We start from the raw sequence: 17,791 nt of genomic DNA, 5'->3' as shown, positions 1-17,791 counted from the left end.
GCCGTGGCGGATGTCTCACTGCCAAGCCGCCGGCGATCGCATCGCCGGCGGCTTTTTCGAGCGTACAGGCTTTTTCGATAGCGACGTCGTCGTGACGCTCGGCGCTATTGTCGGGCGTGGAAGGAAAGGCTTAGATTGAGGTGTCGCCGTCACAAGGATGTCACCGCATGCCCGCGAAGGCCGAGCTCTACCGCACCGCTGCGCGCGTTCTGAACACGCTCGACCGCACCGGCTGGATACTGCGCTATCGCTACGGCGACCGCCGCCTGCTGGAAGATGTGATCCTACCGTCGCTCGATCGCGATCCGGCGGTCACGTCGGTACTGCTCGTCGGCTGCGCCTGGTACACGCGGCACTATCCGCGGCTACTGCCACGGACCCACGTGGTCACCATGGAGATCGACCCGGCCAAGGCGCCATTCGGCGGCGAGCGACACCTCGTCGCCAACATGGTGGATATCGAGGATCACGTGGCGCCCGGTTCGCTGGACGCGGTGGTGTGCAACGGCGTGCTCGGCTGGGGATTGGACGATGCGGACGCGGTGGAAGCCGCTTTCGCCGGCGCCGTCACCTGTCTCAAGCCCCAGGGGCTCTTCTTGCTCGGCTGGAACGACGTCGTGCCGCGCAACGGCTGTGCGCCCCATTCGATCGCCGCGCTCGACGGCCTCGAAGCGGTCCCGGTGCCGGGGCTCGGGGCGCACTCGCTGGTCGCACTGGAGCGCAACCAGCACTGCTATCAGGCCTGGCGCAAGCCGGCAGATGAGGCGACGCCGGCCCAGAACACCGACCAGACGCCGCTGAAGCGCCGCGCAAGCTCCGACGGCGAGTAGATGAAGGTCTCCGACAGCAGGCCGTCGACCACGCAGTAGAAGGCGGCGAGAAAATCGGCTTCATCGAGAGTGTCCCGCAAGGCGCCGACGGCTCGCCCCTCGGCGAACAGCTTGCGTAGACGCTGATCGATTCGTCGCTCCCCCGCCTGCATGATCTGGCTCGCCTCGTCGGCAAGCTCCTGCGGCGGAAAGAGCAGAAACCGCTTGTAGAAAACCCCCTGATGTTCGCGATAGGCGAACGTCGCACACTGATGCAGCAGGTGGCGTAGCCGCTGCTCGAACGGCGCCTCCCGCTGTTCGACGAGGCTTTCGTCCATCAGCGCGATCAGGTCGGTGTCGGCGTCGGCGGCGAGTTCCAGAAACAGCGCCGCCTTGCTCTCGAAGTGGTTGTAGATCGACGGCTTCTTGATCTCGGCGGCGTCGGCGATGCGCGCAAGGCTCGTGCCTTCGTAGCCGTGCCGGGCGAACAGGGAGAGGCCGATCTGCTTGAGGCGGTCGCGGGTATTCAATGGGCGCTCTCTCGGGTGACGGGCGTCGTAGCTTGCCAAGAAAACGCCCGACAAATAAACTAACGACCGTTAGTTAGTTTTCGGACAGCGAGGGGCCGTGATGATGCAGCCGCAGTGGTTCATTCTGCCGTTCGCCGGCGCCGCCGAAGTGGGCTGGGCGACCGGTCTCAAGCATGCCGGTACGCCGCTCGAGTGGGCGGCGACGGTGATGCTCGCCGTGGGCAGCCTGTGGCTCGCCTCGCGGGCGGTGCGTTATCTGCCGGTGAGCACGGTCTACACGGTCTTCGTCGGTCTCGGCGCGGCAGGCACGGCGGTGGCGGACTGGGTGGTGTTCGGCGTGCCGTTCCACTGGCCGGTACTCGCCTTTCTGGTGATTCTTCTGATCGGCGTGATCGGGCTGCAGCAGGTGACCGAGTGATGGAACTCACAACGCTTCACTGGTTTCTGCTGATCGTTTCCGGGGCCTTCGAGATCGTCGGCGTCGCCGGCTTCGAGCGGTTGCATCGCGGTCAGCGAGCGCTCGGCCTAGCGCTGCTGGTGGGCGGCTTCGGTGGCTCGCTGGGCCTGCTGTCGATCGCCATGCGCTCGATCGACATGGGAGTGGCCTACGCGGTCTTCACCGGTATCGGCACCCTCGGCAGCACGCTGATGGGCATGTTGTTCTGGGGCGAATCGCGGCGGCCGCTGCGGCTCGCCTTCGTTGGAATGATCGTCGCCGCCGTCATCGGGCTGAAGCTGGCGAGTTGAGTCGCCGTGACGTGACGCTTTCCAAGCGCGGCGGCAGGGGCGGTGAGCGAAGCCCGACGGGCGATGAGTCAGAGACGTCGAACGAAGCGTGAACCGAGATTGGTCGGGAGGGGCGCGAGCCTATACGCTGAAGTGCCCGTCGTCGTCACGACGACCGCACTCGCTCGATGCCCACGCAGGACATCGGCCTCTTCGCCGTTATCCGGCCCCTACGGAGTCACTTCATGCATCCGATCGCCCACACGCTCATCGTCGGGTTCCTCAGTTTCCTCGCGCTGATCGTCGTGATCCGGCTATCCGGCAAGCGCACGCTGTCGAAATGGAACGCCTTCGACTTCGTGGTCACCATCGCGCTCGGTTCGACGCTCTCCACGGCGCTGGTCTCCACCGACGTATCGCTCGCGCAGAGCATCACCGCGTTCGTGCTGATCGTCGCGCTGCAGTTCGTGATCACTTTCACCTCGGTGCGCTCGGAAAGCGTCAAGAATCTGGTCAAGTCCCGCCCGGCGCTGCTGCTGCGTGACGGTGAGTTCCTCACTCGAACGATGCATCAGGAGCGCGTGGTGGAGGCGGAGCTGCGCGCCGCCATACGTGAAAACGGTATCGCCGACGTTGAAAAGGTCCATGCGGTGGTGCTCGAAACCGATGGCACCTTCAGCGTCATCTCGCAGGCCGGGACCACCAACTCTGCGCTGGCGGGCGTAGCCGGCTACGACGTCGTTCGCTGATCCTGCACGGTGCCGGCGTCGTCGGCTTCGAGAAAACCGCCGGACTGGCGCTGCCAGAGGCGGGCGTAGACGCCGCCGTGGCGTAACAGCTCGGCGTGGGTGCCCTGCTCGACGATCGCACCTTTCTCCATGACCACTAGCCGATCCATCGCGGCGATGGTCGAGAGCCGGTGAGCGATGGCGATGACCGTTTTGCCTCGCATCAGCCGATCGAAGTTCTCCTGGATCGCAGCTTCGACGTCGGAGTCGAGCGCCGAGGTCGCCTCGTCGAGAATCAGGATCGGCGCATCCTTGAGCATCACCCGAGCGATGGCAAGGCGCTGGCGCTGGCCGCCGGAGAGCTTCACGCCGCGCTCGCCGACGTGAGCCTCGAGCCCGGTCTGACCGTCGGCGTCGCGCAGCGACTCGACGAAGCCCGCCACGTGCGCTTCTTCGGCCGCCGCCCAGGCCATCTCGTCGCTGGCGTCTGGCCGGCCGTAGAGCAGGTTGTCGCGCACCGAGCGGTGCAGCAGCGCGGTGTCCTGGGTGACCATGCCGATATTCGCGCGCAGGCTCTCCTGGGTGACGTCGGCGATGTTCTGGCCGTCGATGCGAATCGTGCCGCCCTCCAGATCGTGAAAGCGCAGCAGCAGATTGACCAGCGTCGACTTGCCGGCGCCGGACGGCCCGATCAGGCCGATCTTCTCGCCCGGCTTGAGGGTGAGCGACAGATCGTCGATCACCCCGCTGCCCTTGCCGTAGTGAAAGCGGATCTGATCGAAGACGATCTCGCCCTGGGCCACCGTCAGCGGGCGGGCCTCGGGCTTGTCGTCGATGCGCCGCGGCAAGGAGAGCGTCGCCATGCCGTCCTGCACCGTGCCGATGTTCTCGAACAGTCTCGACACTTCCCACATGATCCACTGCGACATGCCCCACAGGCGCATCACCAGCCCCAGCGCCACTGCCACCGCGCCGACGCTCACTGCCTGCTCCAGCCAGAGATAGAGCGACAGCCAGCCGACCGCGAACAGCATCAGCGCGTTGAGCAGATAGAGCGAACCCTCGAGTGCGGTGACCAGACGCATCTGGCGGTAGACCGTGGTCAGAAAGCCGCTCATCCCCGACTTGGCGAAGGCCGCCTCGCGGCTGGCGTGGGAGAAGAGCTTCACCGTCTGGATGTTGCTGTAGCTGTCGACGATGCGTCCGGTCATCTGCGAGCGCGCATCCGCCTGGGTCTTGGAGACGCGGCGCATGATCGGCACGAATACTCGCAGCAGCAGCAGATAGCCCACGAACCAGGCCACCAGCGGCAAGGCCAGGCGCCAGTCCGCGCTACCCACCAGGATCAGCGTGCCCAGGAAATAGACGCTGACGTAGTTGAGAACGTCGAACAGCTGGATCACGCACTCGCGAACGGCCAAGGAGGTCTGCATCACCTTGGTGGCGATGCGCCCGGCCATCTCCTCCTGATAGAAGTGCATCGACTGACGCAGCAGATAGCGGTGCGCCTGCCAGCGAATGCGCATGGGGAAGTTGCCCATCAGCGACTGGTGCTGGAACAGCGAGTGCAGCCAGACCAGCCCCGGCAGCAGTATCAGGATCACCAGCGCCATGCCGACGAGTTTCCAGCCCTGATCGGCGAGAAACGTCTCCCGGTTCTGCTCGGAGAGCCAGTCGACGATATTGCCGAGAAACCCGAACATCCACACCTCGATGCCGGCGATCAGCGCCATCATCGCCGTGGCCGCCAGCAGATAGGGCCAGGCGCCCTTGGTGTAGTGCAGACAGAACGCGATCAGCGTGTTCGGCGGCTGCGCGGGCTCGGACGGCGGGAAGGGGTCGAGGCGATTTTCGAACCAGCGAAACATGGCGATCCTGTCTGACGAAGAAGGAGGGTCGGGGTAGCGGCGCCGGGCGACGCGTAAGCCCAACGAGCATAGCTTGGCGCGGGCGGCGGGCAAGTCGCCGACGTGGAAGAGGCGTGTCCCGCACGGGGAAACGAGGCGATCGTTACCGCCTCGTCGATGGCCGCTGTCCCGATTCCGTTGGGATTGTTCGAACCGGCGGTGCTCAGGCCTGGAACGGCAGCACCGCCATGTAGACGGCGAAGAAGTGGCAGACGCTGCCGCCGATCACGAACAGATGCCAGATGGCGTGGTTGAAGGGAATCGCGCGCACGGCATAGAAGAGTACGCCGACGGTGTAGGTGATGCCGCCGGCGACGAGCAGCCAGAAGCCCGCGGGCGGGAGCCGGGTAGTGATCTCTTCGGCGGCGAGCAGGATCAGCCAGCCCATGACGAGATAGACGACGACCCGCAGCACGTGAAAGCGTCGCGGCCAGATAAGGCGTAGGGCGATACCGCCAGCGGCGAGCCCCCAGATCACGCCGAACAGCAGCCAGCCGGTCGAGCCGCGCAGATTGACCAGCAGAAACGGGGTGTAGGTGCCGGCGATCAGCAGATAGATCGCGCAGTGGTCGAAGGTCTGGAACAGCCGCTTCAAGCGCGGGGCACGAAAGCCGTGATAGAGCGTCGAGGCGGTATAGAGCGTGACGAGGCAAAGACCGTAGAGGGAGACGCCGACGACCTTCCAGGGGTCGACCTGGACGGCGAGCGAGGCCAGCGCGATCAGCACGATCATACCGATCAGGCTCAGCGCCGCGCCGACGCCGTGACTCAGGCTGTGGAGCCACTCCTCGCGCAGCGAGAATTCGCTGAAGTCGGTTGTCATGGGCATGTCGTCGACGACCGCCGACATGTGATCCGAAGAAACAGGCGATGCTGTGCGGGCGGCGACCATGGTCGTCCAACCTCCTCGGGTGGCGGCGACGAGACGGCGAGGTTCTGCGATACCGGCGGTCGAAAGATCGGCGGGCAGGACCTCTGAACTATGACCCCAAGCGAGGGGTGGGGTTCACTCTGAGCGATGGGAGTGACGGGCATGTGACCCCGCCCGTGGCGCGACGTGGAAGCGTCTCGGCGCCAGTCGGCAGGGGACGTCTGGCGGAACAGAACGTCAGCCGGGAAAGAACGTCGGGTGGGCCAGTGTCAGGCGTCGCGCTCGATGTCGACGTCGCTTGCCGGCGTGAAGTCGTCGAGCTGCATCATGTGCCCAAGCTTGCCCACCTTGGTGGTCAGGTAGTGCTCATTGAAGGGATTGCGCCCGGTGGTGATCGCCAGTCGTTCGCGAATCTTGACGCCGTCCCGGGAGAGCGCTTCGACCTTGCGCGGGTTGTTGGTCATCAACTTGAGCGAGTCGATGCCGAGATGCTCGAGCATCGGCACGCAGATGTCGTAGCGGCGCTGATCGGCGCCGAACCCGAGGCGCTCGTTGGCCTCGACCGTATCCGCCCCCTCATCCTGCAGCGCGTAGGCGCGAATCTTGTTGAGCAGTCCGATGCCACGCCCTTCCTGACGCAGGTAGAGCAGTGCACCGCGCCCCTCGTCGGCGATCCGCTTGAGCGCTTCCTGGAGCTGATAGCCGCAGTCGCAGCGCATCGAGAAGAGCGCGTCGCCGGTGAGGCATTCGGAGTGTACGCGGGCCAGGACCGGCTCCTCCGTGGTGACGTCGCCGAGCGTGAGCACGACGTGCTCCTTGCCGGTGGACTCTTCCTGGAAGCCGTGCAGCATGAACGTCGCCCAAGGCGTGGGCAGTTGCGATGCGGCGATGAAACGGATGGACACGATGACCTCGCGAGACGGGCTGCCCACGGCCGCAAGCGCGGCGGTCGGCGAATTCATGGAGGGCGCGCATTATAGCAGGCTTGCCGAGCGAGCGTATCGGGCGCGTGCCGAACAAGGGGGCCGTCTGGCACGAACGCAAGGGGAGCGTCTGGGGGAGGGAACGTATCAGGCTTGCCGCGGCATCCGTTACACTTGAAGCCAAATCTCGAACCTCGAAGGCCGTCATGACCTCTTTCAACGATCCCGCCACGCAGACGTCCGCCGACGATTCGGCCCCGTCGACACTGCACAACGACCGTATCCTGCGGGCGCTGGCGCGTGAGCCCGTCGACCGCACGCCGGTCTGGATGATGCGCCAGGCCGGGCGCTATCTACCCGAGTACCGGGCAGTACGCGCCAAGGCGGGCAGCTTCATGGATCTCTGCCGCAACCGGGATTTCGCCTGCGACGTGACGCTGCAGCCGCTGGAGCGCTTCCCGCTGGATGCGGCGATCCTCTTCTCCGACATCCTCACCATTCCCGATGCCATGGGCCTGGGGCTCTACTTCGAGACCGGCGAGGGGCCGAAGTTTCGAAAGCCCCTGCGCAGTGCCGCCGACGTCGCGGCGATCGAGGTGCCGGATGCCGAGCGCGATCTCGACTACGTGATGAACGCCGTGCGTAGCGTGCGTCAGGAGCTCAACGGCCGGGTGCCGCTGATCGGCTTTTCCGGCAGCCCGTGGACGCTTGCGACCTACATGGTCGAAGGCGGCTCGAGCAAGGATTTCCGCCACATCAAGTCGATGCTCTACGGCGATCCGCAGACGCTGCACACGCTGCTGGGCGTACTCGCCACCGCGGTCACCGACTATCTCAACGCGCAGATTCGTGCCGGTGCGCAGGTCGTGCAGATCTTCGATACCTGGGGCGGGTCGCTGTCGACGCCGGCGTATCAGGAATTCTCGCTGGCTTACATGCAGCGCATCGTCGGCGGGCTGATCCGCGAGCACGACGGCCGTCGAGTGCCGGTCATCCTGTTCACCAAGAATGGCGGGCAGTGGCTCGAGTCGATCGCCGACAGCGGCTGTGACGCGGTGGGCATCGACTGGACCACGGAGCTCGGCGATGCGCGTCGGCGGGTCGGCGAGCGGGTGGCGATCCAGGGTAATCTCGACCCCAACGTCCTGTTCGCCTCGCCCAAGGCGATCCGCAGCGAGGTGTCGCGGCTGCTGGAGAGCTTCGGGCCAGGCGAGGGGCACGTCTTCAATCTGGGTCACGGGATCAGCCAGTTCACCGATCCCGACCACGTGACCGCCTTCATGGAGGCACTCCATGAACTCAGCCCGGCCTACCATCGTTGAGTCGAGCACCCTCGCTGAACCGATGAATGCCGACGTCGACGGACTGCTGCTCTTCGACGCCGGCTGCCCTTTCTGCCGGCGCTCGGTGCGCTGGTTCCTGGCGCGGGAGCGCCGCGACAGCCGCGTCGCCATCGTCGGGCTGGAGACGCCCCTCGGCGAGCGCCTGGGCCGGCATTTCGGGTTCGACCCGAGCGACGGCGACAGCATCCGCTACCTGACCGCAGGGCGCTGTCATCGCGATAGCGAGGCGCTGTGGCGACTCTGCGAACGTCTCGACGGCAGCTGGGGGGCGCTCGCCCGGATGCAGAAGGTGCCCCGTCCGTTGCGTGACGGTATCTATCGTTTCGTCGGGCGCCACCGCAGTCGGCTTGCCCCCAGTGACGACGCCCGGCTCGAGGGGCATCCGCGCTGGATCGATCGGCTCACGCAAGCGCACTGCCGACACCTCGAACTGCCGCTCTCCCTCGCTGGCGAAGCGCCGGTTTGAGGTCGTCCCGTTTCTTCACTATCGCGTTCACCCTGGTCTGGGCGCTGGCCATTGCCTGGGGCAGCCTGACGCCCGGCAGCAACCTGCCGAGCGAGTTGCCGTGGGACAAGTTCAACCATCTGGCTGGCTACGGCGGACTGACGCTGGGGCTGCTATTCGCCGGCCTTCGCACGGTGCCCGCGGTCGTGACAGCGCTGGTCTACGGCATCGCGATCGAATACGCCCAGCTCTGGGTGCCGGGACGCAGCGGCGGCGACTGGGCGGATATTCTGGCCAATGCGCTGGGCGCGATCGGGGTGGCACTCGGTGCGATGTCGGTACGCCGGCTGGTGTCATCCACCGGCCGACGCGCCTGAACTTTGACGCGCTCCAACGTCGATTCGCCGGCCATCGCATCCCGAGCCTGCTTTCGTCATGGCGCCAGCCAAGGCGTTGGGTGCCGCTTTATTCTGGTGCAGCCCGCCCGGTGAGCGATGAAATTGCAACGAAATGGGGCGTGATAGTGCGCCGCTGGTCGCGACTGTCGCGGTCAGCGGCGGTGCGTGTCGTTTCGAAAACAATGTGTTAGCGCAAGTAAGACGGATGTGGAATGGACTTTGCTTAGACCCTGTGGGCATGCTCGGCATGCACACCAAAACCACGCAAGGGAGTGGAGTTCACTATGCCTCACAAGAACAAGAGCCTGTCGCTGCTGACCGTTGCCGCCCTCGGCGCCGTCGCTGCCACCCAGGCGAGTGCTGCCACGCTGGACGACATCAAGAACAATGGCGAGATCCGCTGTGGGGTCAACGCCGGTCTGACCGGTTTCTCCGCGCCGGACGAAAACGGTCGCTGGTCGGGCATCGACGCGGATTTCTGCCGCGCCGTCGCCGCTGCCTCTCTGGGGGAGGCCGAGTCGGTCGCCTTCACCCCGCTCACCGCCAAGGAGCGCTTCACCGCGCTGCAGTCGGGTGAAGTCGATGTGCTGTCGCGCAATACGACCTGGACGGCAACCCGCGACAACTCGCTGGGGCTGAACTTCACCGGCGTCACCTTCTACGACGGTCAGGCGTTCATGGTGAGCAAGGATCTCGGCGTCAGCAGCCTGGACGAGCTCAACGGTGCCACGATCTGCATCCAGTCCGGCACCACCCACGAGCTGAATATCGCCGACTATTTCCCCGCCAACGACCTCGACTACCAGCTGGTCACCTTCGATACCCCCGACCAGACCGCGCAGGGCTTTGGCAGCGGGCGCTGTGACGTACTGACCTCCGACTCCTCTCAGCTGGCGGCGCTGCGTCTGCAGCTCGACAACCCTGACGGCGCGATGATCCTGCCCGAGCGCATCTCCAAGGAGCCGCTGGGTCCGGTGGTCCGTCAGGGCGACAGCCAGTGGTTCAACGTCGTGAAGTGGACGCTCTTCGCGATGATCAACGCTGAAGAGATGGGCGTGACCCAGGACAACGTCGACGACATGCGCGACAACCCGCCGAACCCCAACGTCGCGCGCCTGCTCGGCAAGGACGGCAACTACGGCGAGCAGATGGGTCTGGGCAGCGACTGGGCCTACAACATCGTCAAGCAGGTGGGTAACTACGGCGAAGTCTACGAGCGCAATGTCGGCACCGACTCTCCGCTCGGCATCGACCGCGGCATCAACGCGCTGTGGAACGATGGCGGCATCCAGTATGCGCCGCCGGTTCGCTGAGGCCCTGCGCCGACGCTAGCCGTTCCCGCGACACTGCGCCCCGGTAAGCCCGGGGCGCAGTGCTTCTCAATGCTCGGGTCGAGACCGACACGACAGGCAAGACAGACACCTCTATGCTGCGTCCATCCTCTTCTCTGCTGCGGCGAGGCCACGGCCCGCTGTGGCGAAATCCCACGGTGCGTGCACTGATCGTCCAGATCGTGCTGTTTCTGGCACTGGCGATCTTCATCGGCTTTCTCGTCCACAACACGCTGGCCAATCTGGATGCCCGAGGCATCAATACCGGATTCGATTTCCTCGATCGGCGTGCCGGTTTCTCGATTCCCCAGACCCTGATCGAGTACACCAGCAACTCGAGCTACGGACGGACCTTCGTCATCGGGCTTCTGAACACGCTGCTGGTCTCGGCGATGGGTATCGTGCTGGCGACGGTCCTGGGCTTTCTGATCGGTATCGCGCGGCTGTCACCGAACTGGCTGCTGGCGCGGCTGGCGACGGTCTACGTCGAGACCTTCCGCAACATCCCGCTGCTCGTCCAGATCCTGTTCTGGTACTACGCCGTGCTGCGGGCGCTACCGTCGCCGCGACAGAGTCTGTCGCTGTTCGACACCTTCTTCTTCAACGTTCGCGGCGTGGTGATGCCGGACCCGCAGCCGCTGCCCGGGTTCACCGCCACGGTGTGGGCACTGCTGCTCGCCGTGGTCGCGACCGTGGCGTTCGCGGTCTGGGCCAAGCGGCGTCAGAGCCGCACCGGCCAGGCGCTGCCCGTTTACTGGATCGGCGCCGGCGTCATCGTCGGTGTGCCGCTCGCGGCCTTTCTCCTGACGGGCGCGCCGCTCGAATGGACGATCCCCGAGATGGCGGGCTTCAACTTCCGCGGCGGCGTGAACATCCTGCCGGAGCTGGTGGCACTGTGGCTGGCGCTCTCGATCTATACGGCGGCCTTCATCGCCGAGATCGTCCGCTCGGGCATTCTCTCGGTCTCCCAGGGGCAGACCGAGGCGGCCCGCTCGCTGAGCCTGCCGGGGGCGATCACGCTGCGCAAGATCGTGATTCCCCAGGCGATGCGCGTGATCGTGCCGCAGATGACCAGCCAGTATCTCAACCTGATCAAGAACTCGTCGCTGGCGACCGCCATCGGCTACCCCGATATCGTCGCCGTGTTCGCCGGCACCACGCTCAACCAGACCGGGCAGGCGATCGAGATCATCGCCATGACCATGGCGGTCTATCTGGTCATCAGTCTGACGGTGTCGTTTCTGATGAATCTCTATAACGCCCGCACGTTGATGAAGGAGCGATGAGATGAACGATCAATCCGCTTATCGCACCGAGATGCTCCCCCCACGCCAGGCGCCGGATCAGCGCCGCGGCATTGGCGGATGGCTGCGGGCCAATCTCTTCAACGGCCCCATCAACAGCGTCGTCTCGGTGGTAGTGATCACCTTTCTGGCGTGGTGCCTCTGGCCGTTTCTGAAATGGACGCTGTTCGATGCCGACTTCCTCGGCTCGACCCGCGCCGATTGCACCGGCGACGGCGCGTGCTGGGTCTTCATCTCGGCGCGCTTCGAATCCATTGTCTACGGCTTCTACCCCGAAGCGGCGCGCTGGCGAGTGGATATCGTCTTCGCGATGATGGCGGCGCTGGTGGCGTGGCTCGCGATCCCCCGGCTGCCCTACAAGCGCTGGGTAGGGCTGTTCGCGCTGGTGGGCTTTCCGGTCGTCGCCTGGATTCTGCTCAGCGGCGGCTATTTCGGGCTGGAGTACGTTCCCACGCGCGCCTGGGGCGGGCTGATGCTGACGCTGGTGATCGCGACCGTAGGCATCGTCGGATCGCTGCCGCTGGGCGTGCTGCTGGCGCTGGGGCGGCGCTCCAAGATGCCCTTCGTCAAGGCGGTCAGCGTCATCTTCATCGAGTTCTGGCGCGGTGTGCCGCTGATCACCGTACTGTTCATGGCTTCCGTCATGCTGCCGCTGTTCGTCCCCGGCAACGTCGAGTTCGACAAGCTGCTGCGGGCGCTGATCGGCATCATGTTCTTCTGGAGCGCCTATATGGCCGAGGTGATCCGTGGCGGGCTGCAGGCGATCGGCAAGGGCCAGAACGAAGCCGGCCAGGCGCTGGGGCTGGGCTACTGGCAGCGCACCGGGCTGATCATCCTGCCGCAGGCGCTGAAGCTGGTCATACCGGGCATCGTCAACACCTTCATCGCGCTGTTCAAGGACACCTCGCTGGTACTGATCATCGGGCTGTTCGATCTGCTCGCGATCATCCGGGCCGGGCTCACCGACGCCAACTGGCTGGGCTTTTCGACCGAAGGCTACGTCTTCGCCGCACTGATGTTCTGGGTCTTCTGTTTCGCCATGTCGCGCTACAGCCAGTACATCGAGCGTCGCCTCAACACGAGCTACCGGACATGAGGCGGGCGGCAATGCCGACAGGCCTTCAACAACAATGGATTGGGGAAAACGAGTGATGAACGAAGCCACTGCGTCCGATACCCGCAACGTCGACGACGCCAAGCCGATGATCGAGATCGAGCGGCTCAACAAGTGGTACGGGGACTTTCACGTACTGCGCGACATCGACCTCACCGTCGCCAAGGGCGAACGAATCGTCATCTGCGGACCGTCCGGGTCGGGCAAGTCGACGCTGATCCGCTGCATCAACCACCTGGAAGCGCACCAGCAGGGGGCGATCACCGTCAACGGCATCGAAATGACCCGCGACATCAAGCGGATCGAGCAGATCCGTCGCAATGTCGGCATGGTGTTCCAGCATTTCAACCTCTTCCCCCATCTCACGGTGCTGGAGAACTGCTGTCTGTCGCAGATCTGGGTGCAGAAGAAGCCCCGGGCCGAGGCCGAGAAGACGGCGTTCGAGTATCTCGAGCGCGTGCAGATCGCCGATCAGGCACGCAAGTACCCGGGCCAGCTCTCCGGCGGCCAGCAGCAGCGCGTGGCGATCGCCCGGGCGCTCTGCATGCGCCCCGAGGTGATGCTGTTCGACGAGCCGACCTCGGCGCTGGACCCGGAAATGATCAAGGAAGTGCTCGACGTCATGATCGAGCTGGCCCATGAAGGCATGACGATGCTCTGCGTGACTCACGAGATGGGCTTCGCCAAGACGGTGGCGGATCGTGTGATCTTCATGGACCAGGGGCAGATCATCGAACAGGCGCCGCCGTCGGCGTTCTTCAACAACCCGCGTTCGGAGCGAACGAAGCTCTTCCTGAGTCAGATTCTGGGGCACTGAGACACAATTGGCTCGTCTAACGCCTTGAGCAGCGGCGAAATGTCGACCACGCTTTGAAGGTTGCCCGTGCCGGGACAGACGTCTCGGCACGATCGATCCAAGGAGAGGAGACAGATCATGGAAAAAATCTACGTCGTCGCTGCCGATGCCGCCCGCGCTCGCATTTTCGTTCGCCAGGCCAATGTCCTGCGCGAGATCGAGACCCTGACGCACTCCGAATCGCGTCTGCACACCGGTGATTTGCGTACCGGCGGCAAGGGCGAAGCGACCTCCGGTGCCAGCACGCGCCAGACCGGTGACGACAACGCCACCTCGGACAAGCACGAGTCGTTCTTCGCCAAGGAAGTCGCCGAGTACCTGCGTGACGCTCGCACCAAGCACAACGTCGAAGAGTTCATCCTGATCGCCGCGCCGCAGTTTCTCGGCGAGCTGCGCGACAAGCTGGACAAACCGACCCAGGCGCTCGTGACCAAGACCCTCGATAAGGACGTCTCCAAGGCCAGCGAAGACGAAATCGCCAAGAAGCTCGGCTGGTCGTAACGGCTTCACCCGAAATAGCTCAGACGCTTCACGAGACTTAAAGGCATGTGGTGCGCTAGCCGTTAAAAGGGGTTCGATTCCCCGACGGCGAGCGTACGCATGCTTCACTCCTTCAAGACCCGAATCATGGCCATCTGCGTGGCCATGATTCTCGCGGCCCTGATGGCCACTGGCGGTTTCAACTACTGGTCGATCAGTCGCCAGCAGGCCGAGTCCAACAACGAGATGGTCGAGTCGGTGGCCAAGGGCCACGTCACTGCGATCGGCGACTGGGCGGCGGCCAAGCGCGGACTGATCGAGGCTGTCAAACCCGAATTCGGTGGCGACCGTCTGGTCGATTCGCTGCGTCAGACCGCCCGTGCCGGTGGTTTCAGCCAGGTCTATGTCGGTACCGCCGACCAACGCATGATCACCAACGACGACTGGGTGCCGCCAGCCGACTACGATCCCACCGTGCGCCCCTGGTATCGCACCCCCGCCGAGGCCGGCGAAACCACGGCGAGTGCGCCCTATCTGGACATGGTTACCGACTCGCTCGTCGTCTCCTTCTCCACCCCGTTCGTCGACAACGGTCAGACCGTGGCCGTCGCCGGTGCGGATGTTCCGCTCGACGAAGTCACCGCCAACGTGCTCTCGGTGCAGCCGACGCCCCACAGCTTTGCGTTTCTGATCGATGCCGACGGCGATATCGTCGCCTATCGCGATCCGGGGCTGGCCCTGGAGCCGACGACGAGTCTCGATCCGAAGCTCGACGCGTCGTTTCGCCAGCGCATGATGACCGACGGGCGCCTGGCCGAGGCATCGATCGACGGCCGCGATGTCCTGGTGCGCGGCGTCGAGATCCCCGGTATGGACTGGCGGCTGGTGATCGCCCTCGATCGAGCCGAAGCCAACGCCGGTGCCAATAGCCTGTTGAAAGCGACCCTGGTGGCCCTGGTGCTGGCCGGTGCGGTCTCCGCGCTCCTGCTGTGGCTGCTCGTGACGCCGGGCTTCCGGCGGCTCGACAAGGCCCGCGATGCGATGAAAGATATCGCCTCCGGCGACGGCGATCTGACCCAGCGTCTGGCGGTCGAGGGGCGCGACGAAGTCGCCCAGATCGGCGGCGCCTTCAACGCCTTCGTTGCCACCATCAGCGACGTGCTGCTGGAAGCGCGGCGCACCAGCGACGGCGTCAAACAGGCCTCCGACGAGATCGCCAAGGCGAGTCAGGCGCTCTCGCGTCAGACCGAGACCTCGGCGAGCAACCTGCAGGAGACCTCCAGCGCCATGGAACAGATCTCCGGCACGGCAGGGAGTACGGCGGAGTCCGCCGGACAGACCGACGCGCTCGCCCGTGAAGCGGTGCAGAAAGCCGAGCACGGCGGCACGGTGATGGCGCAGGCGCTCACGTCCGTCGAGTCGCTCAACGACCGCACCGAGCAGATCTCGGGGATCGTGCAGATGATCGATGACATCGCCTTCCAGACCAATCTGCTGGCGCTCAACGCCTCGGTCGAGGCGGCCCGCGCCGGCGAAGAGGGGCGCGGGTTCGCGGTCGTCGCCAGCGAAGTGCGTTCGCTGGCCGGTCGTGCGACGGGCGCCGCGTCTGACATCAAGTCGCTGATCGACGGTTCCATTGCGCAGACGCGAGAGGGCGCGCAGATGATGCGCACGGCGGGCGGCAGCATGCAGGAGATCGTCCAGGCGATCTCGCAGGTCTCATCGACGCTGGGCGAGATCAGCGTTGCGGCGGCAGAGCAGAGCCAGGGCGTGGAGCAGGTCAATCAGGCGGTGAGCGAGCTCGACCGCGCCACCCAGCAGAGCGCGGCGATGGTCGAGCAGTCGACGGTCGCATCCGAGCATCTGCGCGACCAGGCGTTCCACCTGGCGGATCTCGTCGGTCGTTTCAAGCTCGTCGAGCCCGAAACCGCGCAGTGATGCGCGTCATCCGCTGGGCGAAGTGGATATCCTCGAGCGATATCCACTTTCATCGGGCAGAGTAGCGCCCCGCCGCGTTCGGGATGGCTTTCGTGTACTCGAGCGCCAGCGCCGAGGGCGTTTCCTGAGCCGAGATCGCTCAAGAGTCTGGCTGATATCGGACTCTCTCAGGGGCTGCGAGTTTTTAAATTAAGTAAACTTAAAGCCCGCTCGGGCGCCTGCCGTAAAACGGGGTTCGATTTTACCGACGGCGAGCGCATGCATGCTTCACTCCTTCAAGACCCGAATCATGGCCATCTGTGTGGCCATGATTCTCGCGGCCCTAATCGCCACTGGCGGCTTCAACTACGGGTCGATCAGTCGCCAGCAGGCCGAGTCCAACAACGAGATGATCGAGTCGGTCGCCAAGGGCCACATCACTGCCATTCGAGACTGGGCGTCGGCCAAGCGCGGACTGATCGAGGCTGTGAAGCCCGAATTCGGTAGCGACCGTCTGGTCGATTCGCTGCGTCAGACCGGCCGGGCCGGCGACTTCGGCCAGGTCTACGTGGCGACAGCCGACCGTGACCTGATTACCAATGACGACTGGGTTCCTCCCGCGGGTTACGACCCCACATCTCGTCCCTGGTATGGAGCAGCGGTGGATGCCGGTGAGACCGTACTGAGTGCGCCCTATCTGGACATGGTCACCGACTCGCTGGTGGTCACCTTTTCCACGCCGATCGTCGAGAACGGCCGCACCGTGGCCGTCGCGGGCGCCGACGTCCCTCTCGATGATGTCATCGCCAACGTTCTGTCGGTGCAGCCGACGCCCCACAGCTTTGCGTTTCTGATCGATGCCGACGGCGATATCGTCGCCTATCGCGACGCCGAACTCGCCCTGAAGTCGACGACGAGTCTCGATCCGAATCTCGACGCGCCGTTTCGCCAGCGCATGATGACCGACGAGCGCCTGGCCGAGGCATCGATCGACGGTCGCGATGTCCTGCTGCGGGGCGTCGAGATTCCCGGTATGGACTGGCGGCTGGTGATCGCCCTCGATCGAGCCGAGGCCAACGCCGGTGCCAACAGCCTGCTCAAGGCGACGCTGGTGGCCCTGGTGCTGGCCGGTGCGATCTCCGCGCTGCTGCTGTGGCTACTTGTGTCGCCCGGCTTCCGTCGGCTCGACAGGGCTCGCACGGCGATGCAGGACATCGCCTCGGGCGGCGGCGACCTGACCCAGCGGCTGGCGGTGGAGGGGCGAGACGAGATTGCCCAGATCGGTGGTGCCTTCAATGCCTTTGTCGCCACGATCAGTGACGTTCTGCTGGAAGCACGGCGCACCAGCGATAGCGTCAAACAGGCCTCTGACGAGATCGCCAAGGCGAGCCAGACGCTGGCGCATCAGACCGAGACCTCGGCGAGCAGCCTGCAGGAGACCTCCAGCGCCATGGAGCAGATCTCCGGCACGGCGGGCAACACGGCGGAGTCTGCGAGTCAGACCGACGCCCTCGCCCGGGATGCGGTGCAGAAAGCCGAGCACGGTGGCACGGTGATGACGCAGGCGCTCTCCTCGGTCGAGTCGCTCAATGACCGGACCGAGCAGATCTCGGGAATCGTGCAGATGATCGACGACATCGCCTTCCAGACCAATCTGCTGGCGCTCAACGCCTCGGTTGAGGCGGCTCGCGCCGGTGAAGAGGGTCGCGGGTTCGCGGTCGTTGCCAGCGAAGTGCGCTCGCTGGCCGGTCGCGCGTCCAGCGCCGCGGCCGACATCAAGTCGCTGATCGACGGCTCCATCGCGCAGACCCGAGAGGGCGCGGAGATGATGCGTACGGCGGGAGGCAGCATGCAGGAGATCGTCGAGGCGATCTCGCAGGTCTCGTCGACGCTCGGCGAGATCAGCGTCGCGGCGGCAGAGCAGAGCCAAGGCGTGGAGCAGGTCAATCAGGCGGTGAGCGAGCTCGACCGCGCCACACAGCAGAGCGCGGCGATGGTCGAGCAGTCGACGGTCTCGTCCGAGCATCTGCGCGATCAGGCGTTCCATCTGGCGGATCTCGTCGGTCGTTTCAAGCTCGTCGAGCGCGACGCTCCCCGCTTGGGATAAAG

At 65.0% G+C, this 17,791-nt stretch carries 18 protein-coding genes; 14 read left to right on the top strand and 4 right to left on the bottom strand.

Going from position 1 to position 17,791, the window contains the following annotated elements:
* Positions 1-167: 167 nt before the first annotated feature.
* Positions 168-830 (top strand): class I SAM-dependent methyltransferase, encoded by a 663-nt coding sequence (locus tag DOM33_RS16205; protein ID WP_162617971.1) that lies wholly within the window; start codon positions 168-170, stop codon positions 828-830.
* Here the strand turns inward: DOM33_RS16205 and DOM33_RS12605 are convergent.
* Positions 737-1,339: a TetR/AcrR family transcriptional regulator gene (locus tag DOM33_RS12605; RefSeq protein ID WP_162617970.1), complete on the bottom strand. Its 603-nt coding sequence runs from the start codon at positions 1,337-1,339 to the stop codon at positions 737-739. The genes DOM33_RS16205 and DOM33_RS12605 overlap by 94 nt on opposite strands.
* 100 nt (positions 1,340-1,439) lie before the next feature.
* On the opposite strand from DOM33_RS12605, the gene DOM33_RS12600 reads away from it, so the two are divergent.
* The 3 genes from DOM33_RS12600 to DOM33_RS12590 all read left to right on the top strand — a co-directional run bounded on the left by DOM33_RS12600 (position 1,440) and on the right by DOM33_RS12590 (position 2,814).
* Complete coding sequence (locus DOM33_RS12600; RefSeq protein ID WP_204352678.1) at positions 1,440-1,757, top strand: DMT family transporter; 318 nt, start codon at positions 1,440-1,442, stop codon at positions 1,755-1,757.
* The gene (locus DOM33_RS12595) at positions 1,757-2,086 is read left to right on the top strand and encodes a DMT family transporter (RefSeq protein WP_110669503.1); all 330 of its coding nucleotides are present in this window, start codon (positions 1,757-1,759) and stop codon (positions 2,084-2,086) included. Before DOM33_RS12600 ends, DOM33_RS12595 begins: the two co-directional genes overlap by 1 nt.
* 224 nt (positions 2,087-2,310) lie before the next feature.
* Positions 2,311-2,814, top strand: coding sequence for a DUF421 domain-containing protein (locus DOM33_RS12590; protein ID WP_110669501.1), 504 nt, complete (start codon positions 2,311-2,313; stop codon positions 2,812-2,814).
* Here the strand turns inward: DOM33_RS12590 and DOM33_RS12585 are convergent.
* The 3 genes from DOM33_RS12585 to ribA form a co-directional block, all read right to left on the bottom strand.
* Complete coding sequence (locus tag DOM33_RS12585; protein ID WP_110669498.1) at positions 2,796-4,661, bottom strand: ABC transporter ATP-binding protein; 1,866 nt, start codon at positions 4,659-4,661, stop codon at positions 2,796-2,798. The two genes, DOM33_RS12590 and DOM33_RS12585, sit on opposite strands and share 19 nt — an antisense overlap.
* 202 nt (positions 4,662-4,863) lie before the next feature.
* Positions 4,864-5,529 (bottom strand): PAQR family membrane homeostasis protein TrhA, encoded by a 666-nt coding sequence (gene trhA, locus DOM33_RS12580; protein ID WP_110670261.1) that lies wholly within the window; start codon positions 5,527-5,529, stop codon positions 4,864-4,866.
* 311 nt (positions 5,530-5,840) lie between these two features.
* Positions 5,841-6,476 carry a GTP cyclohydrolase II gene (gene ribA, locus DOM33_RS12575; protein WP_110670259.1) on the bottom strand — a complete coding sequence of 212 codons (636 nt, stop codon included), beginning with the start codon at positions 6,474-6,476 and terminating at the stop codon, positions 5,841-5,843.
* Positions 6,477-6,700: 224 nt separating this feature from the next.
* On the opposite strand from ribA, the gene hemE reads away from it, so the two are divergent.
* From hemE to DOM33_RS12525, 10 genes are all read left to right on the top strand, one after another.
* Positions 6,701-7,816, top strand: coding sequence for a uroporphyrinogen decarboxylase (hemE, locus tag DOM33_RS12570; protein ID WP_110669491.1), 1,116 nt, complete (start codon positions 6,701-6,703; stop codon positions 7,814-7,816).
* Positions 7,788-8,303 (top strand): thiol-disulfide oxidoreductase DCC family protein, encoded by a 516-nt coding sequence (locus tag DOM33_RS12565; protein ID WP_110669489.1) that lies wholly within the window; start codon positions 7,788-7,790, stop codon positions 8,301-8,303. Before hemE ends, DOM33_RS12565 begins: the two co-directional genes overlap by 29 nt.
* On the top strand, positions 8,300-8,659 hold the full coding sequence (locus DOM33_RS12560; RefSeq protein WP_110669487.1) for a VanZ family protein: 360 nt from the start codon (positions 8,300-8,302) through the stop codon (positions 8,657-8,659). Before DOM33_RS12565 ends, DOM33_RS12560 begins: the two co-directional genes overlap by 4 nt.
* 305 nt (positions 8,660-8,964) lie before the next feature.
* Complete coding sequence (locus DOM33_RS12555; protein WP_110669485.1) at positions 8,965-9,993, top strand: amino acid ABC transporter substrate-binding protein; 1,029 nt, start codon at positions 8,965-8,967, stop codon at positions 9,991-9,993.
* 113 nt (positions 9,994-10,106) lie between these two features.
* Complete coding sequence (locus DOM33_RS12550; RefSeq protein ID WP_110669483.1) at positions 10,107-11,297, top strand: amino acid ABC transporter permease; 1,191 nt, start codon at positions 10,107-10,109, stop codon at positions 11,295-11,297.
* 1 nt (position 11,298) lies between these two features.
* Positions 11,299-12,411, top strand: a complete 1,113-nt coding sequence (locus tag DOM33_RS12545; protein WP_204352677.1) for an amino acid ABC transporter permease — start codon at positions 11,299-11,301, stop codon at positions 12,409-12,411.
* Positions 12,412-12,517: 106 nt separating this feature from the next.
* Complete coding sequence (locus tag DOM33_RS12540) at positions 12,518-13,246, top strand: amino acid ABC transporter ATP-binding protein (RefSeq protein WP_110670255.1); 729 nt, start codon at positions 12,518-12,520, stop codon at positions 13,244-13,246.
* A gap of 117 nt (positions 13,247-13,363) precedes the next feature.
* Complete coding sequence (locus DOM33_RS12535) at positions 13,364-13,786, top strand: baeRF12 domain-containing protein (RefSeq protein ID WP_110669482.1); 423 nt, start codon at positions 13,364-13,366, stop codon at positions 13,784-13,786.
* A gap of 99 nt (positions 13,787-13,885) precedes the next feature.
* Positions 13,886-15,703 (top strand): methyl-accepting chemotaxis protein, encoded by a 1,818-nt coding sequence (locus tag DOM33_RS12530; protein WP_110669480.1) that lies wholly within the window; start codon positions 13,886-13,888, stop codon positions 15,701-15,703.
* Positions 15,704-15,965: 262 nt separating this feature from the next.
* Positions 15,966-17,789 (top strand): methyl-accepting chemotaxis protein, encoded by a 1,824-nt coding sequence (locus DOM33_RS12525; protein ID WP_110669478.1) that lies wholly within the window; start codon positions 15,966-15,968, stop codon positions 17,787-17,789.
* Positions 17,790-17,791: the final 2 nt, after the last annotated feature.

The sequence above is a fragment of the Salinicola halophilus genome, assembly GCF_003206155.1.
GTDB lineage: Bacteria > Pseudomonadota > Gammaproteobacteria > Pseudomonadales > Halomonadaceae > Salinicola > Salinicola halophilus.
Note: the sequence above shows the minus strand (reverse complement) of the source record. Positions and strands in the feature narration are given on the sequence as shown.

Coding starts and splice junctions, on each gene's coding strand:
- DOM33_RS12595 (WP_110669503.1), top strand. CDS start 1,757: ATGGAACTCACAACGCTTCACTGGTTTCTGCTGATCGTTTCCGGGGCC.
- DOM33_RS12555 (WP_110669485.1), top strand. CDS start 8,965: ATGCCTCACAAGAACAAGAGCCTGTCGCTGCTGACCGTTGCCGCCCTC.
- DOM33_RS16205 (WP_162617971.1), top strand. CDS start 168: ATGCCCGCGAAGGCCGAGCTCTACCGCACCGCTGCGCGCGTTCTGAAC.
- DOM33_RS12545 (WP_204352677.1), top strand. CDS start 11,299: ATGAACGATCAATCCGCTTATCGCACCGAGATGCTCCCCCCACGCCAG.
- DOM33_RS12590 (WP_110669501.1), top strand. CDS start 2,311: ATGCATCCGATCGCCCACACGCTCATCGTCGGGTTCCTCAGTTTCCTC.
- DOM33_RS12525 (WP_110669478.1), top strand. CDS start 15,966: ATGCTTCACTCCTTCAAGACCCGAATCATGGCCATCTGTGTGGCCATG.
- DOM33_RS12600 (WP_204352678.1), top strand. CDS start 1,440: ATGATGCAGCCGCAGTGGTTCATTCTGCCGTTCGCCGGCGCCGCCGAA.
- DOM33_RS12585 (WP_110669498.1), bottom strand. CDS start 4,661: ATGTTTCGCTGGTTCGAAAATCGCCTCGACCCCTTCCCGCCGTCCGAG.
- DOM33_RS12540 (WP_110670255.1), top strand. CDS start 12,518: ATGATCGAGATCGAGCGGCTCAACAAGTGGTACGGGGACTTTCACGTA.
- trhA (WP_110670261.1), bottom strand. CDS start 5,529: ATGCCCATGACAACCGACTTCAGCGAATTCTCGCTGCGCGAGGAGTGG.
- DOM33_RS12565 (WP_110669489.1), top strand. CDS start 7,788: ATGAACTCAGCCCGGCCTACCATCGTTGAGTCGAGCACCCTCGCTGAA.
- DOM33_RS12530 (WP_110669480.1), top strand. CDS start 13,886: ATGCTTCACTCCTTCAAGACCCGAATCATGGCCATCTGCGTGGCCATG.
- hemE (WP_110669491.1), top strand. CDS start 6,701: ATGACCTCTTTCAACGATCCCGCCACGCAGACGTCCGCCGACGATTCG.
- DOM33_RS12535 (WP_110669482.1), top strand. CDS start 13,364: ATGGAAAAAATCTACGTCGTCGCTGCCGATGCCGCCCGCGCTCGCATT.
- DOM33_RS12550 (WP_110669483.1), top strand. CDS start 10,107: ATGCTGCGTCCATCCTCTTCTCTGCTGCGGCGAGGCCACGGCCCGCTG.